This is a genomic window from Pseudomonas sp. CH61 (assembly GCF_059429415.1).
Map to the genome: position 1 here is coordinate 4,798,648 of NZ_CM182098.1, position 21,399 is coordinate 4,820,046.

The following is a 21,399-nucleotide window of genomic DNA, read 5'->3' on the forward strand; positions in this document are numbered from 1 at the left end:
TAAGGCTCTTCATTAGCGATGGGCGCTAGGTGCGGCTAGTGCACGGGCGGTGGCGACATCCGCATTGATCGCCGTTTTCAATGCCTCCAGGGAGGCGAAGCGCTGCTCTTCACGCAGCTTTTGGTGGAAAACCACCGTCAAACGCCGGTCATACAGATCGCCGGCAAAATCTAGAAGATGGACTTCAAGGTGGGCCTTGCCATCACCTTGTACCGTGGGCCGCACGCCGATATTGGCGACGCCGGGCCAGGTTTTGCCGTCGATATCGACATCCACCAGATACACCCCGGTGAACGGCACGCGACGACGCTTGAGTTGAATGTTGGCAGTGGGCGTACCCAGTTGCCGGGCCAGTTTCTGGCCATGCAGCACGCGACCGGCAATCCGGTACGGGCGACCGAGCAAACGTTCGGCCAGAGCAAAATCGGCGGCGGCCAACGCGTTGCGCACTTGCGTGCTGCTGACGCGAATCCCGTCCAGCTCGACGGTTTGTGCAGCTTCAACAGTGAAACCGTGCATCTGCCCGGCCTGCAGCAGGAAGTCGAAATCGCCGAGGCGGTCGCAACCGAAGCGGAAATCGTCACCGACCTCCAGATGCTGCACGCCGAGGCCATCAACGAGGATGGTGTCGACGAACTCACTGGCGCTGAGTTTGCTCAGACGCTGGTTGAAGGCCAGGCACAACACCCGGTCAACGCCTTCGGCGGCCAGCAATTGCAGCTTGTCGCGCAACCGTGCCAGACGCGCTGGCGCAGTCTCAGGGGCAAAGAATTCCCGTGGCTGCGGCTCGAAAATCACCACGCAGCTGGGTACGCCCAACTCGAGCGCACGCTCACGCAGTCGGGCCAGGATAGCCTGGTGACCACGGTGAACACCGTCAAAGTTGCCAATAGTGGCGACGCAGCCCCGATGCTGGGGGCGCAAGTTGTGGAGGCCTCGAACCAGCTGCATAACGCGCTTCTTGCTCATAAAGTGGTCGATTATAACCACACCCGACGGCCGACGACAGGCAACACCGTAACGCAAAGTGAACGAGCCGACAAAACTGCCGGCCCGCGCCTGTTTATAAAGGGTAAAACCTCAGCTCAAGGCCTTCCGATTGAAGTCACGCAAGCGGAAACCGAGCAGTAGCAACATACCGAAATAGGACACCACACCCGCCGCGACCAATGCGCCCAGACGCAGGAAGCGCTCAAGCATGTGCCCTTGATCCCACGCTGGCATGAAGTGCATGCCCAGCAACAACACTGCCGACATCACGGCCACGGCGACAACCAGTTTGAAACCGAACCTGGCCCAGCCCGGCTGCGGCTGATACATCTGTTGTTTGCGCAGTTGATAGAACAGCAACCCAGCGTTGAGACAGGCACCGGCACTGATCGCCAGGGCTAGACCGGCGTGAGCCAGAGGGCCAATCAGCACCAGGTTGAACAACTGAGTGACCACAAGGGTGAAGATTGCGATTTTCACCGGGGTACGGATGTTCTGTTGCGCATAGAAGCCCGGCGCCAACACTTTGATCACGATTATCCCGAGCAGACCGACAGAATAAGCAATCAGTGCGCGCTGGGTCATTTCGGCGTCGAAGCCACTGAATTGACCGTACTGGAACAGCGAAACAGTCAGTGGCTCAGCGAGAATTCCCAGCGCCAGCGAACACGGCAGCACCAGCACAAAGCACAGACGCAGACCCCAATCGAGAATCCGCGAGTATTCGTGGCGATCCTTGCTGGCGTAGGTTTTGGCCAGCGTCGGCAGCAGAATCGTACCCAACGCCACACCCAGTACACCCGAAGGCAATTCCATCAGGCGATCGGCGTAATACATCCACGACACCGAGCCCGCGACCAGAAACGAGGCGAAGATGGTGTTGATGATCAGCGAAATCTGGCTGACCGAGACGCCGAGAATCGCCGGCAGCATCTGTTTCATCACGCGCCAGACGCCGGTGTCGCGCAGGTTCAGGCGCGGCAGCACCAGCATGCCGATCTTTTTCAGGTGCGGCAGCTGATAGAGCAATTGCGCCAGACCGCCGACCAATACTGCCCAACCTAGCGCCATTACCGGCGGATCGAAATACGGCGTGAGGAACAGAGAGAACACGATCATGCTGACGTTGAGCAAGGTCGGCACAAAGGCCGGCACCGAGAAACGGTTCCAGGTATTGAGAATCGCGCCCGCCAGTGAGGACAGGGAGATCAGCAATATATAGGGGAACGTCACCCGCAACAGATCGGAGGTGAGCTGGAATTTTTCCGGCGTGTCGGTAAAACCCGGGGCCGTGGCCCAGATCACCCAAGGCGCGGCGATTATGCCCAGCGCCGTCACTACCGCCAACACCAGCGTCAGCAGACCCGACACATAGGCAATAAAGGTTCGGGTCGCCTCTTCACCCTGCTGGCTTTTGTATTCGGCCAGAATCGGCACGAATGCCTGCGAGAAAGCGCCCTCGGCAAAGATCCGCCGCAACAGATTGGGCAATTTAAAGGCAATAAAGAAGGCATCCGTCGCCATCCCGGCGCCGAATGTACGGGCAATCAGCGTGTCACGAACAAAGCCCAGAATCCGGGAAAGCATCGTGATAGAGCTGACGGCGGCCAACGATTTGAGCAGATTCATTGAGGGAATTTGTGCCTGTCGATAAACAGCAGGCGAACAAAGCGCCTACTTGTGCGATACTCCGCGCCGCAGCAGCACAGAGCCAAAGCTCGCGAGTTTACAGGTCAAGCGCCGGAAATAAATATCCCGCCTCTTTATACCTACCACTTAGCGGAACGTTTCAAGTGCCCTTGACAAGACTTCTCTTCATCGGCATGATTCGCGGCCTATTTTGTTTGCTATTTCCTAAAAAGTCTTTCGAGGAGCTCGACGGTGGCCAACTCACCTTCCGCCAAAAAACGTGCAAAACAGGCTGAGAAGCGTCGCAGCCACAACGCCAGCCTGCGTTCCATGGTTCGCACCTACATCAAGAATGTAGTTAAAGCCATTGACGCAAAAGACGCTGAAAAAGCTCAAGCTGCATACGTTCTGGCTGTGCCAGTTATCGACCGTATGGCCGATAAAGGCATCATCCACAAGAACAAGGCTGCTCGTCATAAGAGCCGTCTGAATGGCCACGTCAAAGCGCTGAAAGAAGCTGCTTAATCGACGTAGTCATTAAAAAAACCGACCTTAGGGTCGGTTTTTTTATGCCTGAAATCTGGTGAATCCAGCGCAAAAAAATGTAGGAGTGAGCCTGCTCGCGATGGCGTTGTATCAGTCGATGCATATATTGACTGATACAACGCCATCGCGAGCAGGCTCACTCCTACAGTTGGATTTGCGGTGTTATTGCTGGACCGGCACCCACGGCAGAATCGGGATGGCGGTCACGGCATTCTGCGGACTGCCTTCGATCAAGCGATCGCTGTAGACCAGATACACCAGCGTATTGCGCTTTTTGTCCAGGAATCGCACCACCTGCATGGTCTTGAACACCAGCGAAGTGCGCTCCTTGAACACCTCATCCCCATCCTTCAGATCACCCTTGAACTTGATCGGCCCCACCTGACGGCAGGCGATCGAAGCTTCGGCGCGATCTTCAGCCAGACCCAGACCACCCTTCACACCGCCAGTCTTGGCGCGCGACAGGTAGCAGGTAACCCCCTCGACTTTCGGATCGTCGAAAGCCTCGACCACAATGCGGTCGTTAGGGCCGACAAACTTGAACACCGTCGACACTTGACCGATTTCCTCGGCCGAGGCCAGCAATGGCATCGCCATCAGCAAGCCCAACAATCCTTTCGCTAAACGCATCGAGTTTTCCTTAAACCAGAATCAGGTTGTCACGGTGAACCAGTTCCGGCTCCGCCATGTAACCGAGCAAACCGACAATCGCATCCGACGACTGACCGATGATTTTTTGTGCTTCCAGCGCACTGTAGTTGGCCAGGCCTCGAGCAATCTCACGACCATCCGGCGCCACACAGACGACCATCTCGCCGCGACGGAAACTGCCCTGCACCAACTTCACACCGACGGGCAGCAGGCTTTTGTTGCCCTTCGACAACGCCGACACCGCCCCCTCGTCCAGCACCAAGGTGCCGCGAGTTTGCAGATGACCCGCCAGCCATTGTTTGCGTGCCGCGAGCATGCCGCGCTCAGGCGACAGCAACGTGCCGATGCGCTCACCCGCCTTCAGGCGATCGAGCACGCGCTCAAGACGCCCACCGACGATAATAGTGTGCGCGCCGGAACGCGCCGCCAGTCGAGCCGCACGCAACTTGGTCTGCATGCCGCCACGACCCAGCGCACCACCCGTGCCGCCCGCCACCGCATCGAGACTCGGATCATCAGCGCGCGCCTCGTAAATCAGCTGCGCGTCAGGGTTGTTGCGCGGATCGGCGTCGAACATGCCGTCGCGATCGGTAAGGATCACCAGCAGATCCGCTTCGACCAGATTCGCCACCAGCGCCGCCAGCGTGTCGTTGTCGCCGAAACGGATTTCGTCGGTGACCACGGTGTCGTTTTCATTGATCACCGGGATGACTTTCAGCTCGACCAATGCGCGCAGGGTGCTACGGGCGTTCAGGTAACGCTTGCGGTCGGACAGGTCGTCGTGCGTCAGGAGAATCTGTGCAGTGTGCCGGCCATGCTCAGCGAAGCTCGACTCCCACGCCTGCACCAGACCCATCTGACCAATTGCAGCGGCCGCTTGGAGCTCGTGCATCGCACTGGGTCGCGCGGTCCAGCCCAAACGACTCATGCCGGCCGCCACTGCCCCGGAGGACACCAGCACCAACTCGACGCCAGCCTCATGCAAGGCCACCATCTGCTCGACCCAGACACTCATTGCCGCGCGATCCAGCCCCTTGCCATCAGCTGTCAGCAAAGCGCTGCCGATCTTCACGACCCAACGCTGCGCACCTGTCACCTTGCTCCGCATCATCTTCAACCTTAGCTTGAGGGCAACGCGACCCAGCGCCGCCCATGACGTTATTTGTGACTTGCGATTTCCAGATACTAAAACGCCGCTCGATTGAGCGGCGCTTAAGTTTACTGCAACGAATCAGTCACGCACGTAAATGATTTCCGGACCGTCTTCGTCATCTACATCTTCTTCATCCCAATCATCGTCACCGATGTCATGGACCGACTTCACGCCGCTGCGACGCAGGGCACGCTTGTCATCCAGCGCCTGCAGTTGCGCGCGGGCTTCGTCTTCGATGCGCTGATCGAGATCGGCCAGCTCTTCCTTGTAAGCCGGGTCATTGGCCAGGCGATCAGCACGGTCTTCCATGTAACGCATGATGTCGTGGCACAGACGCTCGGTACCGATCTTGGCGATGGCCGAGATCACGTAAACCGGACCGATCCACTCAAGGCGATCAACGATTTCCTTGACGCGCTCATCGTGCTCTTCTTCAAGGATCTGGTCGCACTTGTTCAGCACCAGCCAGCGATCACGCTCAGCCAGGGACGGGCTGAACTTGATCAGTTCGTTGACGATCACTTCAGCGGCATCCGGTGCGCTGCTGTCATCCAGCGGCGCCATGTCGACGAGGTGCAGCAACAGACGCGTACGCGCCAAGTGCTTGAGGAAGCGAATACCCAGACCGGCACCGTCGGAAGCGCCTTCGATCAAACCCGGAATGTCGGCAATGACGAAGCTCTTCCAGCGATCGACGCTGACCACACCGAGGTTCGGCACCAGCGTGGTGAACGGGTAATCGGCAACTTTCGGCTTGGCCGCCGAAACGGAGCGGATAAAGGTACTTTTACCGGCGTTCGGCAAGCCCAGCAGACCGACGTCGGCCAGTACTTTCATTTCCAGTTTCAGGTCGCGCTGCTCACCCGGCTTGCCCGGCGTGGTCTGACGCGGCGCACGGTTGGTACTGGATTTGAAACGGGTGTTACCCAGACCGTGCCAGCCGCCCTGCACTACCATCAACTTCTGGCCAGCCTTGGTCAGGTCGCCGATGACTTCCTGAGTAGCGGAGTCGATCACCGTGGTGCCGACCGGCACGCGCAGGATCAGGTCTTCACCTTTTTTACCGGTGCAGTCGGTGCTGCCGCCGTTGGAGCCACGCTCGGCATCGAAGTGCCGGGTGTAACGGTAGTCGACCAGGGTGTTGAGGTTTTCGTCAGCCATCATGTAGATGGAACCGCCGTCACCGCCATCACCGCCGTTCGGGCCACCGTTTTCGATGAATTTTTCCCGACGGAAACTCATGGCGCCATTGCCGCCGTCACCAGCCTTTACGCGAATCGATACTTCATCAACAAACTTCATAACCAACGCCTCTCGCCATACGGACGAGCCGAAAAACAATCAAGACATAAGACTCTTGCAAAAATGAGCGCAGCGACCCCAAAACACGACCTGCATCGCACGCCGACAGCCCATACAAACAGTTTTGCAAGAGACTCACCCCACAAACGAAAAAGCCCCGTCGCGAGACAGGGCTTTTCCAGCGATCGCGCAATTAAGCTGCGACAACGCTCACGTAACGGCGGTTGAACGCGCCTTTTACTTCAAACTTGATCACGCCTTCGATTTTCGCGAAGAGGGTGTGATCCTTACCCATGCCAACGCCGTAGCCAGCGTGGAATTGGGTGCCGCGCTGACGCACGATGATGTTGCCCGGAATGATTTTCTGGCCGCCATACATCTTAACGCCAAGGCGTTTGGCTTCTGAGTCGCGACCGTTACGGGTACTACCACCAGCTTTTTTGTGTGCCATGAGTCAATTCTCCTAGTGAGGAATTAGGCTGAAATTAAGCCTGAATACCGGTGATTTTGATCTCGGTGTACCACTGGCGGTGGCCCATACGCTTCATGTGATGCTTACGGCGACGGAACTTGATGATGCGGACTTTATCGTGACGACCTTGGGAGATCACTTCAGCCACCACGGTAGCGCCAGCAACAACTGGAGCGCCGATATTCACGTCGTCGCCATTGGCAACCAACAGAACGCGATCAAAGGTAACGGATTCGCCGGTAGCGATTTCCAGTTTTTCGATCTTCAGGTATTCACCTGGGGCGACTTTGTACTGCTTGCCGCCAGTAACGATTACTGCATAAGACATGGTATTTCTCCGATAATCCTGCTCACCCAGCTCTTTATAGGAAGAGGTATTGGCTGGCATGGCTGCATAAGGCTGGAAGGCCCGTTGCAATTGCGTAAGGCAGGTGCTGCCCAGGAAGTTCAGGGTGCGCGATTGTACGCAAGGCGCGGCAGGCTTGCAAGTAGCCGTCTATCGCGCCTTGACAGGTCCGGATGGGGGTCCTAGCATGCCGCGCAACCCTTCTGGAGCGACTCTCGCTGATGCAACCCCAAGCTTTCTACCGCGCGGTGGCGGACGATTTTAGCGCCGTCGACGGCATCATCAAGAAGCAGCTGACTTCCCGAGTACCGCTGGTATCGAAAATCGGCGATTACATTACCTCGGCCGGCGGCAAACGTCTGCGTCCTTTATTAGTGTTGCTGTGTGGCAAGGCCCTGGGTCGCGAAGGCGACGACATGCGTCTGCTGGCCGCCACCATCGAATTCCTGCACACCGCCACTCTGCTGCATGACGACGTGGTCGACATGTCCGGCATGCGCCGTGGCCGCTCGACCGCCAACGCCATGTGGGGCAACGCTCCGAGCGTGCTGGTCGGCGACTTCCTGTATTCGCGCTCGTTCGAAATGATGGTCGAACTGGGCTCGATGCCGGTGATGAAGATCCTCTCCCAGGCCACGCGCATCATCGCCGAAGGCGAAGTGTTGCAGTTGTCCAAGGTGCGCGACGCCAGCACCACCGAAGAAACCTACATGGAAGTCATCCGCGGCAAAACCGCGATGCTCTTCGAAGCCTCGACCCACAGTGCCGCCGCACTGGCCGGCGCTACCGCCGAACAGAGCGAAGCCCTGCGTACCTTCGGTGATCACCTGGGTGTTGCGTTCCAGTTGGTCGACGACCTGCTCGACTACAAGGGCGACGCCGAGACCTTGGGCAAGAACGTCGGTGACGATCTGGCCGAAGGCAAGCCGACCCTGCCGCTGATCTACACCATGCGCGAAGGCACACCGGAACAGGCTGCACTGGTGCGTCAGGCGATCCAGAAAGGCGGGATCGAAGACCTGGAAAGCATCCGTATTGCCGTAGAAGCTTCCGGCTCGCTGGAGTACACCGCGCAACTGGCCCGTGATTACGTGGCCCGTGCGATCAAGTGCCTTGAGGCGCTGCCGGCCAGTGAATATCGCGATGCGCTGGTGGAACTGAGCGAGTTTGCTGTCGCGCGTACGCACTGATTCTGCCCACTGTGGGAGCGAGCCTGCTCGCGAAAGCATTCTGCCAGTCGATACCAATGCTGACTGACAAAACGCCTTCGCGAGCAAGCTCGCTCCCACAGTTGTTTCTGCGCTATGCCCTCCCTCGCGTAAAACCCTATACAATGTGCGACTTTTAGCGATCCACACCCCAAGGAGCCTTAGTGAGCACGTTGCCACCCTGCCCGAAATGCAATTCCGAATACACCTACGAAGACGGTACCCAACTGGTGTGCCCGGAGTGCGCCCACGAGTGGTCCGCCAGTGGCGAAGCCGAAGTGGCGTCCGATGATGCCGTGAAGAAAGATTCGGTCGGCAACGTCCTGCAGGACGGCGACACCATCACCGTGATCAAGGATCTGAAGGTCAAGGGCACCTCGCTGGTGGTCAAGGTCGGCACCAAGGTCAAGAACATCCGTCTATGCGATGGCGACCACGACATCGACTGCAAGATCGACGGTATCGGCCCGATGAAACTCAAATCCGAATTCGTCAGAAAGGTCTGATTCCGCTGTCATCCATCCCGCGCCTGCCGTGGGATGGAGCTTCGCCCTCCCCGCTCCGCCCCAGCAAAACCAAGCAATAGCCAAACGCCAGCCGTTTTGACCTTACGCAATCTTTACCCGGAAAATTTCACAATCCGCCAATAGATGCTTGCTATTTGACGAATAAGAATTATTCTCATTGAAACCCTTCAAGGAGATGAGAACCATGACTTATTTGATCGACGCGTGGCTGGATCGCCCACACCCTTACCTCAGAATCCTCCATCGGGAAACCGGTGAAGTCTGTGCGGTGCTTGAAGAAGAAGCTCTGCATGAACTGCAGGATCAAGGGGATCTGGACGTCAGCAGCCTCAATTCCAGCGAGCCGCTGGTGCTCAAGGAGCTGGTGCGCAATCTGTTCCTGTTCTGCTATGCCCGGGCGTTGCGCCCGACCAGTGAGCTGCATCACAAGATAGAACTATGAAACGCGGAAAAAACTGTAGGAGTGAGCCTGCTCGCGATGGCGGTGTATCAGGCAACGAATTCGTCGACTGAAGAGACGCCATCGCGAGCAGGCTCACTCCTACATTAGCCCGCCATCAAGGCAGGCCCGGTCTTACAGAACGTCCAGCAGCTCGACGTCGAATACCAGAACGCTGTGCGGCGGGATGCTGCCAACGCCTTGAGCGCCGTAAGCCAGTTCGCTCGGCACGTACAGACGCCATTTGCTGCCGGCATTCATCAGTTGCAGGGCTTCGGTCCAGCCAGCGATCACGCCGCCAACCGGGAACTCTGCAGGCTGGCCGCGCTCGTAGGAGCTGTCGAACACAGTGCCGTCGATCAGGGTGCCGTGGTAGTGAGTACGCACTTGATCTTCACGGGTCGGCTTGGCGCCTTCGCCCTGAGTCAGCACTTCGAATTGCAGGCCGGAAGCCAGGGTGGTGATGCCATCACGCTTGGCGTTTTCAGCCAGGAAGGCCAGGCCTTCGCCAGCAGCGGCTTCAGCTTTGGCAGCCGCTTCGGCTTGCATGATTTCGCGGATCACCTTGAAGCTGGCGGACATTTCTTCCTGGCCAACACGGCTTTCCTTACCGGCGAACGCGTCGGTCAGGCCAGCCAGGATGGCGTCCAGGCTAACGCCCGGTGGCGGGTTGTCGCGCAGCTGGTCACCCAGCTGACGGCCGATGCCGTAGCTGACGCGGGTTTCGTCGGTGGACAGATTTACTTCGGACATGACACTGCTCCGCTGTGCGGACGGCCACAGGACTTGCCGTGCGTGCACAGCGCGTCCCGGCGCGCCCGGAACCAAAAGGGCGAGCAGACTAGCACAGATGCTCCGGCGATGGCGCGCAACGCCTACAGGGCTGAACGCCACGCGAGCGGCACTTTCAGGCTTTCCTCGCCACTGGCGCCCAGGCCACACATTTCATCGTGTACCGAGGTGTGCACGAGATTGAACGGCAGTACCGGAAAGGCATGCAGCAATTCCCGCGCATGCTCCACCGAACGCAGCGTCAGCATATCGCCCTTGGGATCTCTCAGTGGATACGCCGCCCCGTGCATCCGCGCTTCGAGCAGATAAATCCCGCCTTCCATGGAAATCAGATTCAGCTCATCAACCTTCTTGGCGATGGCAAACGCATTCAGCTCTTGCAGGTTCATGAACGCACCTCACACAGTGGCGAATCAGGACCTCTACAGGGATATGCCCGCACGCACCAAAGCACAAGCCACAAACGACACCGCCCGTCTGTTTCGCAACAGACGGGCGGTGTTTTAGCAGCGATCAACGGTTGATCAGTGCTTGGTGACCTTGTCCAAGTAACCCATGGCGAACGCCGAAACGACGAAGGTCATGTGGATGATCACGTACCACATCAAGTGCTCGGGATCGACGTTCTTGGCGTCCATGAAGATGCGCAGCAGGTGGATCGAGGAGATCGCCACGATCGAAGCGGCGACTTTCATCTTCAGCGACGAAGAGTCCATGGTGCCGAGCCAGCTGAGTTTTTCCTTGCCTTCATCGATGTTCAGTTCAGAGACGAAGTTCTCGTAGCCGGAAATCATCACCATGACCAGCAGGCCGCCGACCAGCGCCATATCGATCAGCGACAGCAGCACCAGAATCAGTTCCGACTCGGCCATTGAGAAGACATTGGGCAGGATGTGAAAAACTTCCTGGAAAAATTTCAGTGCCAGCGCCAACAGCCCAAGAGACAGCCCGATATAGATCGGCGCCAGCAGCCAGCGCGAGGCGTACATTGCATTTTCGATAAAGCGTTCCATTGAATCTCACACAGGGGGGCTGGAAATGGCGGCGAGTATACCAGCCCCCTGTGACAGCCAGAAACTGCCGGAAAATCCGCCACCTGCGCGTATGTGTGATTTTTTTCTGCTAGTGTCCAAGCCATTGACAGCCCAGTGACTGCAGACAGGACGTGTGGAAATGGATGTGCGATTGCCGATAACGACCGCCGGAATATGCCTTGCTCTGTTGATCAGCGGTTGCTCGCCCGGCGACGAGAAACACGCCGCCAGCCTTGAAGAAAAAACCGCAAAGTTCGAACAGTCACTGGACGCCATCACCGATCCAAAACTCAAGGACGCCATCACCGAACTCGGCGGCTCACTGCTACTGCTCGAACGTGCGCAGATCAAACTCGACGACAATCCACCGCGCACCGAGTACGGCGAAGACGCCCTCGCCGTGCTCAAGCACTACCCCGCCCCGCAGACGCTGGTCGACACTTTTATCAATGGACTGTTCGTGCTGCACAAGGACGCCAGCTCCGATTACCTCACCGACCTGCAACCGGTGTTCCCGTTCAACCTGAACATTCCCGGCGGTTTCCTGTTCCCCCATGGCGTGGAATGGCAGTCGGTGACGTTGAGCAACAAACGCGTGATCGCTTATCAGCCGGAATGGTCGGAAACCGATCCGGGCATTCAGCTCAGCCCTTCCAGTTCCAATGTCACCAACCCCGATGACCTGACCGTGACCTACCCGTTCATTGACGGGCTGGATGTGGACAAGAAGACCCTGCCGCAACCGGTCAGCCTGCAAGGCCAGATCGAAGTCATCGCGCCGCGCCGCCTGTACAGCTTCGACCTGACGCAAAAGGACGTCGGCCAGACCCGCAGCAACGACAACCTCAGCGTCAAACTGCTGAAGCTCGAAAACAACTATGCCGAAGTCGAATTCAGCAACAACTTGCCACTGGCTGCGGAAGTCGCCGATGCCCAGCTCAATCCGCTGATCGTCCAGGCCCGCGATAAAACCGGGCAATATCTGGTGCGCGCCGGCTCGATCAATGAAAGCCCGGAGCAAGTGGCCTTCTACCAGAAACAACTGGCGTACCTGCAACAGCAGAAAGGCTGGAGCGATACGCTGGAAAAACAGCTCACCCAGGAACAGCAGGATTTCGAGCAGAAACACCCGCGTCGCTACAACAAGGTGTATTTCAATGGCCCGATCGAAACGCTGGAAGTCAGCGTGCTCGACTTCTCCTCGGCGACGGTGACGCGTAAACCGCTGGATCTGCCGATTCGCACGTTCAATCAGCACACCACGGAGAAAACCATCCAGCCGCTGGATCCGTCGGTGACGGTTTACGACGACCTGGCGGTCAACTGGCTCAAGGGTGCGAGCCTCACCGAAGAACAACTGAAGGCCGGGATTCGCATCCATCAATCCGTGGAAGAACCGAGCGCCGCGCGCATCGAGTTCTCTCATCGCCGTACCTTCAACGATGAATTGCTTGGCGATGACTTCAGTCCGGGTGTCAGCCCTGTAACGTTTTTCACCGAAAAGCGCAGCGGCAAGCTCGATGAACCGATCGAACTGCCGCCCGAGGCGTATCAAGTCGATCCGCTGCGCGCGACGATTACTTATGATCTGAATCTGTTCCCGGAAACCCCGGCGATTGCCGTCGGCTCGATGCCGCTGTTTCTCGCCACGGTGGCCAAACAGACGTACGACGCCAAGTCCCTGCCCAAAGGCCTGGAGATCAAGAACAACCAACTGGTGGTGGACCTGAAACTGTTCCCGCCCAACGAGTGGCGCTTCTTCGTCAAGGACGACAGCGGCAACTATCTCAAACAGATTCTCTCAGTCAGCCACGATGCGAGCGCAGAAGGCCCGGCGTTGTTTGGCGTGCATTACTTTTATGGCCGCCCGACCCACGTGGAAACCTATCAGCGAACTGACCTCGCCACTGTGCAATACGGCTTTGAGGTCAAACTCGACAAGGCGCAGGTGCCTGAGACTGCGCCTTGAAGGGCAAGATCAAAAGATCGCAGCCTGCGACAGCTCCTACAGGGCGCGGCCACGGCCACCATTGATCTGCCGCAGTTGAGCTTGCAGGTGCAGGCTCCAGATCTGCGGATCGTCGGCCAGTTCGTAGCCATGCAAGGTCAGACTTTCGACAATGGTGTCGAGTATCGATTCGGCGGCGACCGGCCCATGAAACGGGCCCTGGGCCTTGATGGCGGAAGGTTGTTCACCGGCCATGCCGGCGGCGAAGAGCAGCGTCCACATGCCGTTATCGCCGGCCAACGGCTTGATGGCGCATTCGATACGGGTCACCAGACCCAGGCACTGACGGGTGAGACAGAGGTTGCGCGACATGGCGGCGACCCTCGGTGAAGCCGGTATTCAGCCCCCACGGGAGGACTGGCTCGATCCAGTGATACTGTCGATATCCTTGAGCTGAGAATAGAAGAAAAGTCCGCTGCGCAAGCCGAATGGAACCAGAAGGCGCCGAATGGTCATAGTGTGAATATTGGCGTCAGAGTTGTGGCGAATTCCCTGAAGATCAACACAAAACAAATGTAGGAGTGAGCCTGCTCGCGATAGCGGTGTGCCAGGCAACTTTTTCGCTGACTGACACTCCGCTATCGCGAGCAGGCTCACTCCTACAGTTTGACCGCGTTTAGGCTCAGGCCGGTTTTGCTTCGGCTAATGCCTCTTGGGCCAACTCCTTCTCGGCTTCCTTGAGGTCTTCTTCACTGATCATCTCGGCGATGTCGCGCAAGCGCTCGACCACCCGTGCGTTGATGCTGCCTTCGGGGAATTCGCCATCGGCATTCGGCTCACCGGCCGGCTCGCCCACTAGCAGACTTAGCGCCTCGTCAGCCTGACGCACCGCGTATACATGGAACTGCCCGGCACGCACCGCCGCCAGCACTTTCTCATCGAGCATCAGCGTGGCAACGTTGGCCTGGGGAATGATCGCGCCCTGCTCGCCGGTCAAGCCGCGTGCTTCACAGAGACGGAAGAAGCCTTCGATCTTCTCGTTGACCCCGCCGACCGCCTGCACTTCGCCAAACTGGTTGATCGAACCGGTAATCGCGAAGCACTGCTTCAACGGTGTTTTCGACAGCGCCGAAATCAGCGTGCACGCCTCGCCCAGCGACGCACTGTCGCCATCAACGTAACCGTAGGATTGCTCCAGGGCGATGCTCGCGGAAATCGCCAGCGGGAATTCCTGAGCGTAACGGCTGCCCAGATACCCGGTGAGGATCATCACGCCTTTGGAGTGAATCGGCTGCCCAAGGTTGACCTCACGTTCGATGTCGACGATGCCGCTGCCACCCGGATACACCGTGGCGGAAATCCGCGCCGGCACACCGAACGCCGAGTCGCCGACTTCAAGCACGGTCAGACCGTTGCACTTACCGACCGCCGCGCCATCGGTGTCGATCAGGATGATCCCGGCGAGCATATCGTCGAGAATCCGCGCCGAGACACGCCCGGTGCGCGTGGCTTTGGCTTTCAGCGCACGTTCGATGTGCCCGGCATCGGTCATTTCATCGCCGGCCAGGTGACGGATGAAATCCGCTTCGCTGACCAACTGGAACAGATCGCCAATTCGCGCCGACAAACGCCCTTGGTGTTCGGCCAGTCGTGCGCTGTAAGTCGCCAGACGCGCTACTGCGTCGGCAGTCAGCGGCGCCATGCCTTCTTCCGAAGTCCGTGTTTTCAACAGCTGGGCGAACTGCTCCAGGCTCTCGTCGACCATCGGGATGTCTTCGTCGAAATCCACGAGGACGCGGAACATCTCCTGGAAGTCCGGATCGAGGTCTTGCAGCGTGTAATACAGCGACCGCGCACCGATGATGATGACTTTGACCTGCAACGGAATGTGCTGCGGGTTGAGGGTCACGGTGGCGAAACGGCCCATCTCGCCCAGCGGCGATTCCATTTTCAGTTTGCGCGATTGCAGGGCGCGTTTCAGCGCGTCCCACACGAACGGCTCGCTGAGCATTTTTTCCGCTTCAAGAATCAGGAAACCGCCGTTGGCACGGTGCAAGGCACCCGGACGCAACTGGCGATAGGTGGTGTAAAGCGCGCCCTGATCGGTGGTGTATTCGATGCGGCCGAAGAGGTTTTCGTAAGTCGGGTGCGGTTCGAACACCACCGGCGCACCACCGCTGATTGGATGGCCGACCACCAGGCTTGGCGCGTATTGCTCTTCCAGCAATTTGCGCGCGACGGCGTCGGTCTTGCTGTCATCGACCAGTTGCTCGACCACGGTTTTCAGCAGGTAAACCTGCATCGCTTGCAGATAACCGCAGACCGCAGCGTTCTCGGCGTACTTCTCCGACAACGGCGACAGCAACGGCTGCAAGGCCAGGGTGATGGTTTCTTCGTTGAGCGAACGCAGTTGATTGTTCGACTCACGCTTCCACTGCGGCAGGCTGGCGAGTTCTTCGTTCAGGCGCTCTTCGAGGCCGGAAATGTCATCGTGGAAACGCTCACGATCGGCTTCCGGCAACTGGGCGAATTCGGCCTCGTCCAGCGCTTTGCCATCGAGCATCGGCGTGAAGGCGATGTTGCTGGCGTCGCGGTACAGGGCGACGTCTTTTTCCAGGGCCAGACGCTCGATGATGTCGAGAGCCTTGTCATAGCGCTGGTTGAAGGCGCGGTCGATGGCGCTTTTCTTCTGCTGGTAGGACGGGTGCTCGAAGACTGCCGGAAACGTCGCCAGCAGGTTGTCGATCAAACCGTTGATGTCACCGATGAAAGCGCCAGCAGTGCCCGAAGGCAGTTCCAGGGCGCGCGGTTCGCGTGGCTCGTCGAAATTGTTGACGTAGACCCAGTCCGCCGGGGTCTGCAGGCGTTTGCCTTCGGCCTTCAGGTAGCGTTTGACGAACGAGAAACGGCCGGTGCCGGGCTCGCCCATGACAAAGACGTTGTAACCGGGGCGTGGCATGGCCACACCGAACTGCAAGGCTTCGACCGCGCGTTCCTGGCCGAGCACACCGCGAAAGGGCTCCAGATCATTGGTGGTAGTGAAGCTGAACTGTTCAGCGGAAAACGGACGGGTCAGCGCTTCGGGCGCGAGACGCAAGCTGGCAGCAACAGGATCAGGCATCGGGCTTCCTTAACAATCAGGCGGGGCAGATAGCGGCATTCTGGCGCTGCCCGTGCCCCACTGGCAAGGCGCGCCACACCACAAAGCATAGACAACCGGCCAAGCCTGCGGCCCGCCCCCGGAAACCGGGGTTTATTCCAAATATTTTGCAAAAAACCACGGAACCCCTGGAACGTGCCTAAACTCCAAACTGCGCGGCTGGAACTAATACCGGCCCACTGGCTTCGTTTGGGTCTGTCTTGTACAGAGCTTGGGGGCCAGAACCCTGTCCATTGGTATGCACACAAAGAGAAAAAAGCTATGAAACGGATTCTTCTCGGTACTCTCTTCACCGCTGTATCCATCAACGCAATGGCGCAAGCTCCAGGCGGCCCGGATTGCGGTTGGGGCAACATGCTGTTCGAAGGTCAGCGTGGCACCCCGGCGCACTTCCTCGCTTCCACCACCAACGGCACTTCCGGCAACGCCACCTTCGGCATGACGTCCGGCACCAACGGTTGCTCGACCAACGCATCGCTGACCTACGGCGGCAAATCCTGGTTTGCCATGAATGGCATGATGAACGAGCTGTCCGAAGACATGGCCAAAGGCAACGGCGAAGCGCTGACGACTTATGCCGTGGTACTGGGCGTGGCGCCGGAAGATCGTGCGCACTTCGCTGCTGTGACTCACGAGCACTTCCAGCAGATCTTCAGCAAGGCTGACGTGACCGCTGAAGACGTGCATACCAACACCCTGGCCGTACTGAAATCGGATCCTCGTCTGGCCAAGTACGCAACTCAGGCTTAAGCTCGACCCCACCCGCTTCCTTCGGGAAGCGGGTTTTATTTTTTCGGCCCGCCCTCCTTGGGTCTTTATTTCTTTCCTGTTCAAGTTGCCGACTATGCTCAAACGCCTTGCCTGGCTGGCGCTCTGTGTCTGCGCCCCGCTGTCCGCCGCGCCACATATCGACCCTCAACGTTTGCAGCAACTGGCCAACGACCGCTTCTGGATTTCCCTCGGTCACTACGAAACCGCCAAGCTTGGTGGCTGGCGCAGCTATGTCAGCGACAAGAAATTCTTTCTCGCGCCCGATGGCAACGAACATCCCGATCGTGAACTGGCGGCCACCGTGCAAGCGCTGTACGCCCCGGCCAGTCTCGGCGAGCAACATGCGCAATGCGTTTATCCAGCGCGCACTCGCTGGCTGAAAGCGCAACTCAATCTCAGCGATCTGCCGACACCGGCATGCGCCGAGTACAAGAAATGGTTCAAGGATGTCTCGCCGCACAGCGCGGTGATGATCTTCCCGGCGGCGTACTTGAACAGTCCGTCATCGATGTTCGGCCACACCCTGCTGCGCATCGACCAGGCCGACGTGCAGGCCGACAAAACGTCGCTGCTGAGTTACGCGATCAACTTCGGCGCCTACATCGAAGGCTCGGACAACAGCATTCTCTACGCTTGGAAAGGTTTGATGGGCGGTTATCCGGGATTGTTCGCGCTGGTGCCGTATCAGGAAAAACTCTCGGAATACCGCAGTCTGGAAAACCGCGACCTGTGGGAGTACCGACTGAATCTGACCCAGGAAGAAACCGCGCGCATGGTCGAGCATGTGTGGGAGCTGAAGCAGATCCAGTTCGACTATTTCTTCTTCGATGAAAACTGCTCGTATCGTCTGCTTGAGTTGCTGCAGGTGGCGCGGCCGAGTCTGCGCCTGACCGAACAATTCCCGCTGACCGCGATTCCCACCGACACCGTCAAAGCGGTGAAAGAAGCCGGGCTGGTGGAAAGCATTGAATATCGTCCGTCCCGTGAGCGTGAATTGCTTAGCCGTGCCGAGCCGCTCAGCGGTGAAGAACAGGATTGGGTGCTGAAAGTCAGCGCCGATCAGCAGCAGTTGCAGGATCCGGCGTTCAAAGCCCTGCCCCGTGACCGTCAAGCGTTGATCATCGACGCTGCATATCGTCTTGAACGCTACCGCGCCAACGGCCAGGAACGTGATCCGCAACGGGCGCAGCGCAGTTTTGAATTGCTGCGGGCGATCAACAAGAACCCGGCGCCTGAGTTGGACATTCCGCAGCCAGGCTTGCCGGAAGACGGCCACGAATCGCGTACCTGGCAGGCCGGTCTTGGCACCCGTGGTGATCGTGCGTTCGGCGAGTACGGCTTGCGCATGGCCTATCACGATCTCAACGATAATGCCGAAAGCTTCCCGCTCGGCGCGCAGATTGAAATCCTGCAGATGAAGCTGCGTCAGTACGAGGGCAATCACTGGCAGTTCCAGCAACTGGATCTGGCGACGATTCGCTCGCTGACACCGCGTAACGAGCTATTGCAGCCGCTGTCGTGGCAAGTCACTGGCGGTCTTGAGCGCGTACCGGGCAAGCATGATGACGAAACGCTGGTCAGCCATGTGAATGGTGGCGGTGGCGGCACCTGGGCGCTGGGTGATGATGTGCTGGGTTTTGCCCTCGGCACGGTGCGGGTTGAACACAACAATGACTTCGCCGAATTCGTCTCCCCAGCCGGCGGTTTCAATACCGGCGTGTTGTGGAAAAACCCGTTGGGGAATATGAGCCTGGAGGCCAAGGGCGATTACTTTTTCAATGGCGAAGTACGCCGCAGCCTGAGTTTGAATCAGCAGTGGGAGTTGTCGCGCAACCTCGGTTTGCGCCTGAGTGCGCAGCGTGAGTTCAGCCACCTTGCCACCCCGGAGACTGAAGTCATGCTCGAAGTGAAGTGGTATCACTATTGATCCCGAGCCTGGCCCCTGTAGGAGTGAGCCTGCTCGCGATAGCAATTCATCAGTCACTGTTGCGGTGACTGATACACCGCTATCGCGAGCAGGCTCACTCCTACAGGGGATTTGTGGTGTTCAACGAATTACTCACATGCCTTTCACCAACGCCCGACGAATCCCCTTCTAGACTTTCCCCATAAGCCGGACAACCGGCGCGGGAGAGTGCGATGTGGCGGTGTGCGGGTTTGTTGGGTGTTGTGTTGTTGCTGGGCGGTTGCCAGACCACCCATGAAGACTTGATCGCCAAGGGTTACCCACCGGCCTTCGCCGACGGCTTCGATGACGGCTGCATCAGCGGTCGTCAGGCCGCCGGTTCGATCAGCGGCGAATTCCGTAAAAACGTGCCGCGCTATCTCAAGGACAAGCAATACGCCGAAGGCTGGACCGACGGCTTTCGCCAATGTCAGGCGATGCTGGAAAACAAGGATCGCGAACAGTATCGCAACGAGCACTGGGACGAACGCGAACGCGCCTGGCAGCAGCAGAAAGATCAGGACGCCGGGCGGGCTTATCGCTCGCCATAGGTCGCTCCCAGACATCCAGTGAAACCAAATGCCTGCGAGCATGGCCCAAACCTCATACGAGGAGGACACCATGAGTCGCGCATTCGTCAACGAAGACAACGCCGCCGCGCAAGCCGATCAGCCGGTCGAACGGCAGGTCAGCGCGCAGCCCAATTACGTCACCGCGCAGGGCCTGGTGCAGTTGCAGGCGAAAGTCGCCGAGCTGCAAACCCTGCATGCCGAACAATCAGCCAGAGGTGAGCAGGCCGACAAGCAACGGCTGGCGGATCTGCAACGTGATTTGCGTTATTTCAATCAGCGCCTGAGCAGCGCACAAGTCGCGGTTGCCGCGACGTCCACCGCCAAAGTGCAGATCGGCAGTTGGGTGACCTACGCCGATGAGCACGACACCGAAAGCCGCGTGCAACTGGTCGGCGAAGATCAGGCCGATGCGAGCAAGGGCCTGATCAATTGGGGTTCACCGCTGGGCCGGGCGCTGCTTGGCGCCCGACTCAACGACGAGGTGCTGTGGCAGCGCCCCGCCGGCGATCAAGTGATTGAAGTGATCCGAATCGAACCGGCTTAAACCACGCCCTGCGCGAGCATTGCGTCGGCGACTTTGACGAAGCCGGCGATGTTCGCGCCTTTGACGTAGTTGATCCGGCCGTTCTCTTCGCCGTAATGCACGCAAGCGTGATGGATCGACTGCATGATCGCGTGCAGCTTGCTGTCGACCTCACCCGCCGTCCACAGCAGACGCATGGCGTTCTGCGACATCTCCAGACCGCTCACCGCCACGCCGCCGGCGTTGGACGCCTTGCCCGGGGCAAACAGAATGCCGGCCTCGATAAAGATATCCACAGCCTCCAGCGTGGTCGGCATGTTCGCGCCCTCGGCCACGCACACGCAGCCATTGCGCAGCAGCGTGCGGGCAGATTCGGCATCGAGTTCGTTCTGCGTGGCGCACGGCAGCGCGATGTCGCACGGCAAAGACCACGGCAACTGAGCGGCGCGGAATTCCAGACCGAATGCTGCGGCCAATTCGCTGATGCGTCCGCGTTTGACGTTTTTCAGTTCCAACAGCGCCAGCCACTGCTCTTCGCTGAGCCCGGCTTCGCAGTACAGCGTGCCCTCGGAGTCGGACAAGGAAATCACCTTGCCGCCGAGATCCATGACTTTGCGCGCGGCGTATTGCGCCACGTTGCCGGAACCGGAGATCGCCACACACTTGCCTTCAACGGTCTGCTCGCGGCGCTTGAGCATTTCTTCCGCGAAGTACACGCAGCCGAAACCGGTGGCTTCCGGACGAATCAGGCTGCCGCCGTAGGTCATGCCTTTACCGGTCAAAACGCTGGTGAACTGGTTGCTCAGGCGTTTGTACTGGCCGAAGAGGAAACCGATCTCGCGCGCACCAACGCCGATATCACCGGCCGGCACGTCAACGTCGGCGCCGATGTGGCGGTACAACTCGCTCATGAAGGCCTGGCAGAACCGCATGACTTCAGCGTCGCTCTTGCCCTTCGGATCGAAGTCCGAGCCGCCCTTGCCGCCGCCCATGGGTAGCGAGGTCAGGGAGTTTTTGAAGGTCTGTTCGAAGGCGAGGAATTTCAGCACACCCAAGTTCACCGACGGATGGAAGCGCAAGCCGCCCTTGTAAGGGCCGATGGCGCTGTTCATCTGGATGCGGAAACCGCGATTGACCTGGACCTTGCCCTGATCGTCGACCCATGACACGCGGAACACCACGGCACGCTCCGGTTCGCAGATGCGCTCCAGAATCCCCGAGGTCAGGTAATGCGGATTGGCCTCTAGAAACGGCCACAGACTGCGCAAGACTTCTTCGACGGCCTGGTGGAATTCGGGTTGATCCGGGTCGCGTTTTTTCAGGTGGGCGAGGAAGGATTCGACGGATTCGATCATGGGAAAAGTCTCGGCAAATTTATTGTCGTTGGAGGA

22 protein-coding genes are annotated in these 21,399 nt (G+C 58.7%); 9 read left to right on the forward strand and 13 right to left on the reverse strand.

Translation table 11 applies throughout. From position 1 onward, the window contains the following. Window positions 1-12 precede the first annotated feature (12 nt). Both ribF and murJ read right to left on the reverse strand, forming a co-directional pair. Window positions 13-951, reverse strand: a complete 939-nt coding sequence (gene ribF, locus AC5SEM_RS21480) for a bifunctional riboflavin kinase/FAD synthetase (RefSeq protein ID WP_008078544.1) — start codon at window positions 949-951, stop codon at window positions 13-15. Window positions 952-1,080: 129 nt separating this feature from the next. Next, on the reverse strand, window positions 1,081-2,619 hold the full coding sequence (gene murJ, locus AC5SEM_RS21485; protein WP_495471223.1) for a murein biosynthesis integral membrane protein MurJ: 1,539 nt from the start codon (window positions 2,617-2,619) through the stop codon (window positions 1,081-1,083). A 252-nt stretch (window positions 2,620-2,871) separates the two neighbouring features. On the opposite strand from murJ, the gene rpsT reads away from it, so the two are divergent. After that, complete coding sequence (rpsT, locus tag AC5SEM_RS21490) at window positions 2,872-3,144, forward strand: 30S ribosomal protein S20 (RefSeq protein WP_003228351.1); 273 nt, start codon at window positions 2,872-2,874, stop codon at window positions 3,142-3,144. 183 nt (window positions 3,145-3,327) lie between these two features. Here rpsT and AC5SEM_RS21495 read toward each other — a convergent pair whose 3' ends face one another. The 5 genes from AC5SEM_RS21495 to rplU all read right to left on the reverse strand — a co-directional run bounded on the left by AC5SEM_RS21495 (window position 3,328) and on the right by rplU (window position 7,071). Continuing rightward, a complete protein-coding gene (locus tag AC5SEM_RS21495; protein ID WP_007909822.1) occupies window positions 3,328-3,795 on the reverse strand; it encodes a CreA family protein in 468 nt (155 codons plus the stop codon). Between the two features lie 10 nt (window positions 3,796-3,805). Then, window positions 3,806-4,924, reverse strand: coding sequence for a glutamate 5-kinase (gene proB, locus AC5SEM_RS21500; protein WP_026000682.1), 1,119 nt, complete (start codon window positions 4,922-4,924; stop codon window positions 3,806-3,808). Window positions 4,925-5,047: 123 nt separating this feature from the next. Beyond that, entirely contained in the window at window positions 5,048-6,271 is a 1,224-nt protein-coding gene (cgtA, locus tag AC5SEM_RS21505; protein WP_495471224.1) for an Obg family GTPase CgtA, read from the reverse strand. Window positions 6,272-6,464: 193 nt separating this feature from the next. Continuing rightward, complete coding sequence (gene rpmA, locus AC5SEM_RS21510) at window positions 6,465-6,722, reverse strand: 50S ribosomal protein L27 (RefSeq protein WP_003176049.1); 258 nt, start codon at window positions 6,720-6,722, stop codon at window positions 6,465-6,467. A gap of 34 nt (window positions 6,723-6,756) precedes the next feature. Beyond that, window positions 6,757-7,071 (reverse strand): 50S ribosomal protein L21, encoded by a 315-nt coding sequence (gene rplU / locus AC5SEM_RS21515; protein ID WP_003176051.1) that lies wholly within the window; start codon window positions 7,069-7,071, stop codon window positions 6,757-6,759. A gap of 239 nt (window positions 7,072-7,310) precedes the next feature. Between rplU and AC5SEM_RS21520 the strand changes: the two genes are divergently transcribed. From AC5SEM_RS21520 to AC5SEM_RS21530, 3 genes are all read left to right on the forward strand, one after another. After that, a complete protein-coding gene (locus AC5SEM_RS21520; protein WP_007909817.1) occupies window positions 7,311-8,279 on the forward strand; it encodes a polyprenyl synthetase family protein in 969 nt (322 codons plus the stop codon). A gap of 182 nt (window positions 8,280-8,461) precedes the next feature. After that, window positions 8,462-8,803 carry a zinc ribbon domain-containing protein YjdM gene (locus tag AC5SEM_RS21525; RefSeq protein WP_016986200.1) on the forward strand — a complete coding sequence of 114 codons (342 nt, stop codon included), beginning with the start codon at window positions 8,462-8,464 and terminating at the stop codon, window positions 8,801-8,803. 205 nt (window positions 8,804-9,008) lie between these two features. Beyond that, the gene (locus tag AC5SEM_RS21530) at window positions 9,009-9,266 is read left to right on the forward strand and encodes a PA4570 family protein (protein ID WP_034153845.1); all 258 of its coding nucleotides are present in this window, start codon (window positions 9,009-9,011) and stop codon (window positions 9,264-9,266) included. Window positions 9,267-9,398: 132 nt separating this feature from the next. On the opposite strand, the gene bamJ is transcribed toward AC5SEM_RS21530, so the two are convergent. The 3 genes from bamJ to AC5SEM_RS21545 form a co-directional block, all read right to left on the reverse strand. After that, window positions 9,399-10,016, reverse strand: coding sequence for a BamJ family beta-barrel-assembly machinery protein (bamJ, locus tag AC5SEM_RS21535; protein ID WP_008078561.1), 618 nt, complete (start codon window positions 10,014-10,016; stop codon window positions 9,399-9,401). A 122-nt stretch (window positions 10,017-10,138) separates the two neighbouring features. Beyond that, window positions 10,139-10,444, reverse strand: a complete 306-nt coding sequence (locus AC5SEM_RS21540; RefSeq protein WP_495471225.1) for a DUF6482 family protein — start codon at window positions 10,442-10,444, stop codon at window positions 10,139-10,141. Window positions 10,445-10,579: 135 nt separating this feature from the next. Further along, entirely contained in the window at window positions 10,580-11,068 is a 489-nt protein-coding gene (locus AC5SEM_RS21545; protein ID WP_007909801.1) for a TIGR00645 family protein, read from the reverse strand. Window positions 11,069-11,228: 160 nt separating this feature from the next. Here AC5SEM_RS21545 and AC5SEM_RS21550 point away from each other — a divergent pair, with 160 nt between their 5' ends. Then, window positions 11,229-13,058 carry a hypothetical protein gene (locus AC5SEM_RS21550; protein ID WP_495471226.1) on the forward strand — a complete coding sequence of 610 codons (1,830 nt, stop codon included), beginning with the start codon at window positions 11,229-11,231 and terminating at the stop codon, window positions 13,056-13,058. Between the two features lie 36 nt (window positions 13,059-13,094). On the opposite strand, the gene AC5SEM_RS21555 is transcribed toward AC5SEM_RS21550, so the two are convergent. Together AC5SEM_RS21555 and AC5SEM_RS21560 are read right to left on the reverse strand one after the other, a co-directional pair. Beyond that, window positions 13,095-13,409, reverse strand: coding sequence for a PA4575 family protein (locus AC5SEM_RS21555; protein WP_007909799.1), 315 nt, complete (start codon window positions 13,407-13,409; stop codon window positions 13,095-13,097). Window positions 13,410-13,719: 310 nt separating this feature from the next. Continuing rightward, window positions 13,720-16,158: a Lon protease family protein gene (locus AC5SEM_RS21560; protein WP_123593208.1), complete on the reverse strand. Its 2,439-nt coding sequence runs from the start codon at window positions 16,156-16,158 to the stop codon at window positions 13,720-13,722. A 300-nt stretch (window positions 16,159-16,458) separates the two neighbouring features. Between AC5SEM_RS21560 and AC5SEM_RS21565 the strand changes: the two genes are divergently transcribed. The 4 genes from AC5SEM_RS21565 (at window position 16,459) to AC5SEM_RS21580 (ending at window position 20,029) form a co-directional block, all read left to right on the forward strand. After that, on the forward strand, window positions 16,459-16,947 hold the full coding sequence (locus AC5SEM_RS21565; protein WP_007909797.1) for a DUF3015 domain-containing protein: 489 nt from the start codon (window positions 16,459-16,461) through the stop codon (window positions 16,945-16,947). 94 nt (window positions 16,948-17,041) lie between these two features. Further along, window positions 17,042-18,895: an Lnb N-terminal periplasmic domain-containing protein gene (locus AC5SEM_RS21570; protein WP_495471227.1), complete on the forward strand. Its 1,854-nt coding sequence runs from the start codon at window positions 17,042-17,044 to the stop codon at window positions 18,893-18,895. Window positions 18,896-19,107: 212 nt separating this feature from the next. Further along, a complete protein-coding gene (locus tag AC5SEM_RS21575) occupies window positions 19,108-19,464 on the forward strand; it encodes a hypothetical protein (protein WP_034153839.1) in 357 nt (118 codons plus the stop codon). A gap of 70 nt (window positions 19,465-19,534) precedes the next feature. After that, entirely contained in the window at window positions 19,535-20,029 is a 495-nt protein-coding gene (locus tag AC5SEM_RS21580) for a GreA/GreB family elongation factor (protein WP_495471228.1), read from the forward strand. Here AC5SEM_RS21580 and gdhA read toward each other — a convergent pair. After that, window positions 20,026-21,363 carry an NADP-specific glutamate dehydrogenase gene (gdhA, locus tag AC5SEM_RS21585; protein ID WP_495471229.1) on the reverse strand — a complete coding sequence of 446 codons (1,338 nt, stop codon included), beginning with the start codon at window positions 21,361-21,363 and terminating at the stop codon, window positions 20,026-20,028. The genes AC5SEM_RS21580 and gdhA overlap by 4 nt on opposite strands. Window positions 21,364-21,399: the final 36 nt, after the last annotated feature.

Excerpts from the sequence above, each read along its gene's own strand:
- AC5SEM_RS21530 (WP_034153845.1), top strand. The coding sequence starts at position 9,009 with ATGACTTATTTGATCGACGCGTGGCTGGATCGCCCACACCCTTACCTC.
- AC5SEM_RS21545 (WP_007909801.1), bottom strand. The coding sequence starts at position 11,068 with ATGGAACGCTTTATCGAAAATGCAATGTACGCCTCGCGCTGGCTGCTG.
- cgtA (WP_495471224.1), bottom strand. The coding sequence starts at position 6,271 with ATGAAGTTTGTTGATGAAGTATCGATTCGCGTAAAGGCTGGTGACGGC.
- AC5SEM_RS21580 (WP_495471228.1), top strand. The coding sequence starts at position 19,535 with ATGAGTCGCGCATTCGTCAACGAAGACAACGCCGCCGCGCAAGCCGAT.
- AC5SEM_RS21495 (WP_007909822.1), bottom strand. The coding sequence starts at position 3,795 with ATGCGTTTAGCGAAAGGATTGTTGGGCTTGCTGATGGCGATGCCATTG.
- AC5SEM_RS21555 (WP_007909799.1), bottom strand. The coding sequence starts at position 13,409 with ATGTCGCGCAACCTCTGTCTCACCCGTCAGTGCCTGGGTCTGGTGACC.
- AC5SEM_RS21570 (WP_495471227.1), top strand. The coding sequence starts at position 17,042 with ATGCTCAAACGCCTTGCCTGGCTGGCGCTCTGTGTCTGCGCCCCGCTG.
- bamJ (WP_008078561.1), bottom strand. The coding sequence starts at position 10,016 with ATGTCCGAAGTAAATCTGTCCACCGACGAAACCCGCGTCAGCTACGGC.
- AC5SEM_RS21520 (WP_007909817.1), top strand. The coding sequence starts at position 7,311 with ATGCAACCCCAAGCTTTCTACCGCGCGGTGGCGGACGATTTTAGCGCC.
- AC5SEM_RS21540 (WP_495471225.1), bottom strand. The coding sequence starts at position 10,444 with ATGAACCTGCAAGAGCTGAATGCGTTTGCCATCGCCAAGAAGGTTGAT.
- AC5SEM_RS21575 (WP_034153839.1), top strand. The coding sequence starts at position 19,108 with ATGTGGCGGTGTGCGGGTTTGTTGGGTGTTGTGTTGTTGCTGGGCGGT.
- gdhA (WP_495471229.1), bottom strand. The coding sequence starts at position 21,363 with ATGATCGAATCCGTCGAATCCTTCCTCGCCCACCTGAAAAAACGCGAC.
- rpmA (WP_003176049.1), bottom strand. The coding sequence starts at position 6,722 with ATGGCACACAAAAAAGCTGGTGGTAGTACCCGTAACGGTCGCGACTCA.
- AC5SEM_RS21565 (WP_007909797.1), top strand. The coding sequence starts at position 16,459 with ATGAAACGGATTCTTCTCGGTACTCTCTTCACCGCTGTATCCATCAAC.
- ribF (WP_008078544.1), bottom strand. The coding sequence starts at position 951 with ATGCAGCTGGTTCGAGGCCTCCACAACTTGCGCCCCCAGCATCGGGGC.
- rplU (WP_003176051.1), bottom strand. The coding sequence starts at position 7,071 with ATGTCTTATGCAGTAATCGTTACTGGCGGCAAGCAGTACAAAGTCGCC.
- murJ (WP_495471223.1), bottom strand. The coding sequence starts at position 2,619 with ATGAATCTGCTCAAATCGTTGGCCGCCGTCAGCTCTATCACGATGCTT.
- proB (WP_026000682.1), bottom strand. The coding sequence starts at position 4,924 with ATGCGGAGCAAGGTGACAGGTGCGCAGCGTTGGGTCGTGAAGATCGGC.
- AC5SEM_RS21560 (WP_123593208.1), bottom strand. The coding sequence starts at position 16,158 with ATGCCTGATCCTGTTGCTGCCAGCTTGCGTCTCGCGCCCGAAGCGCTG.
- AC5SEM_RS21550 (WP_495471226.1), top strand. The coding sequence starts at position 11,229 with ATGGATGTGCGATTGCCGATAACGACCGCCGGAATATGCCTTGCTCTG.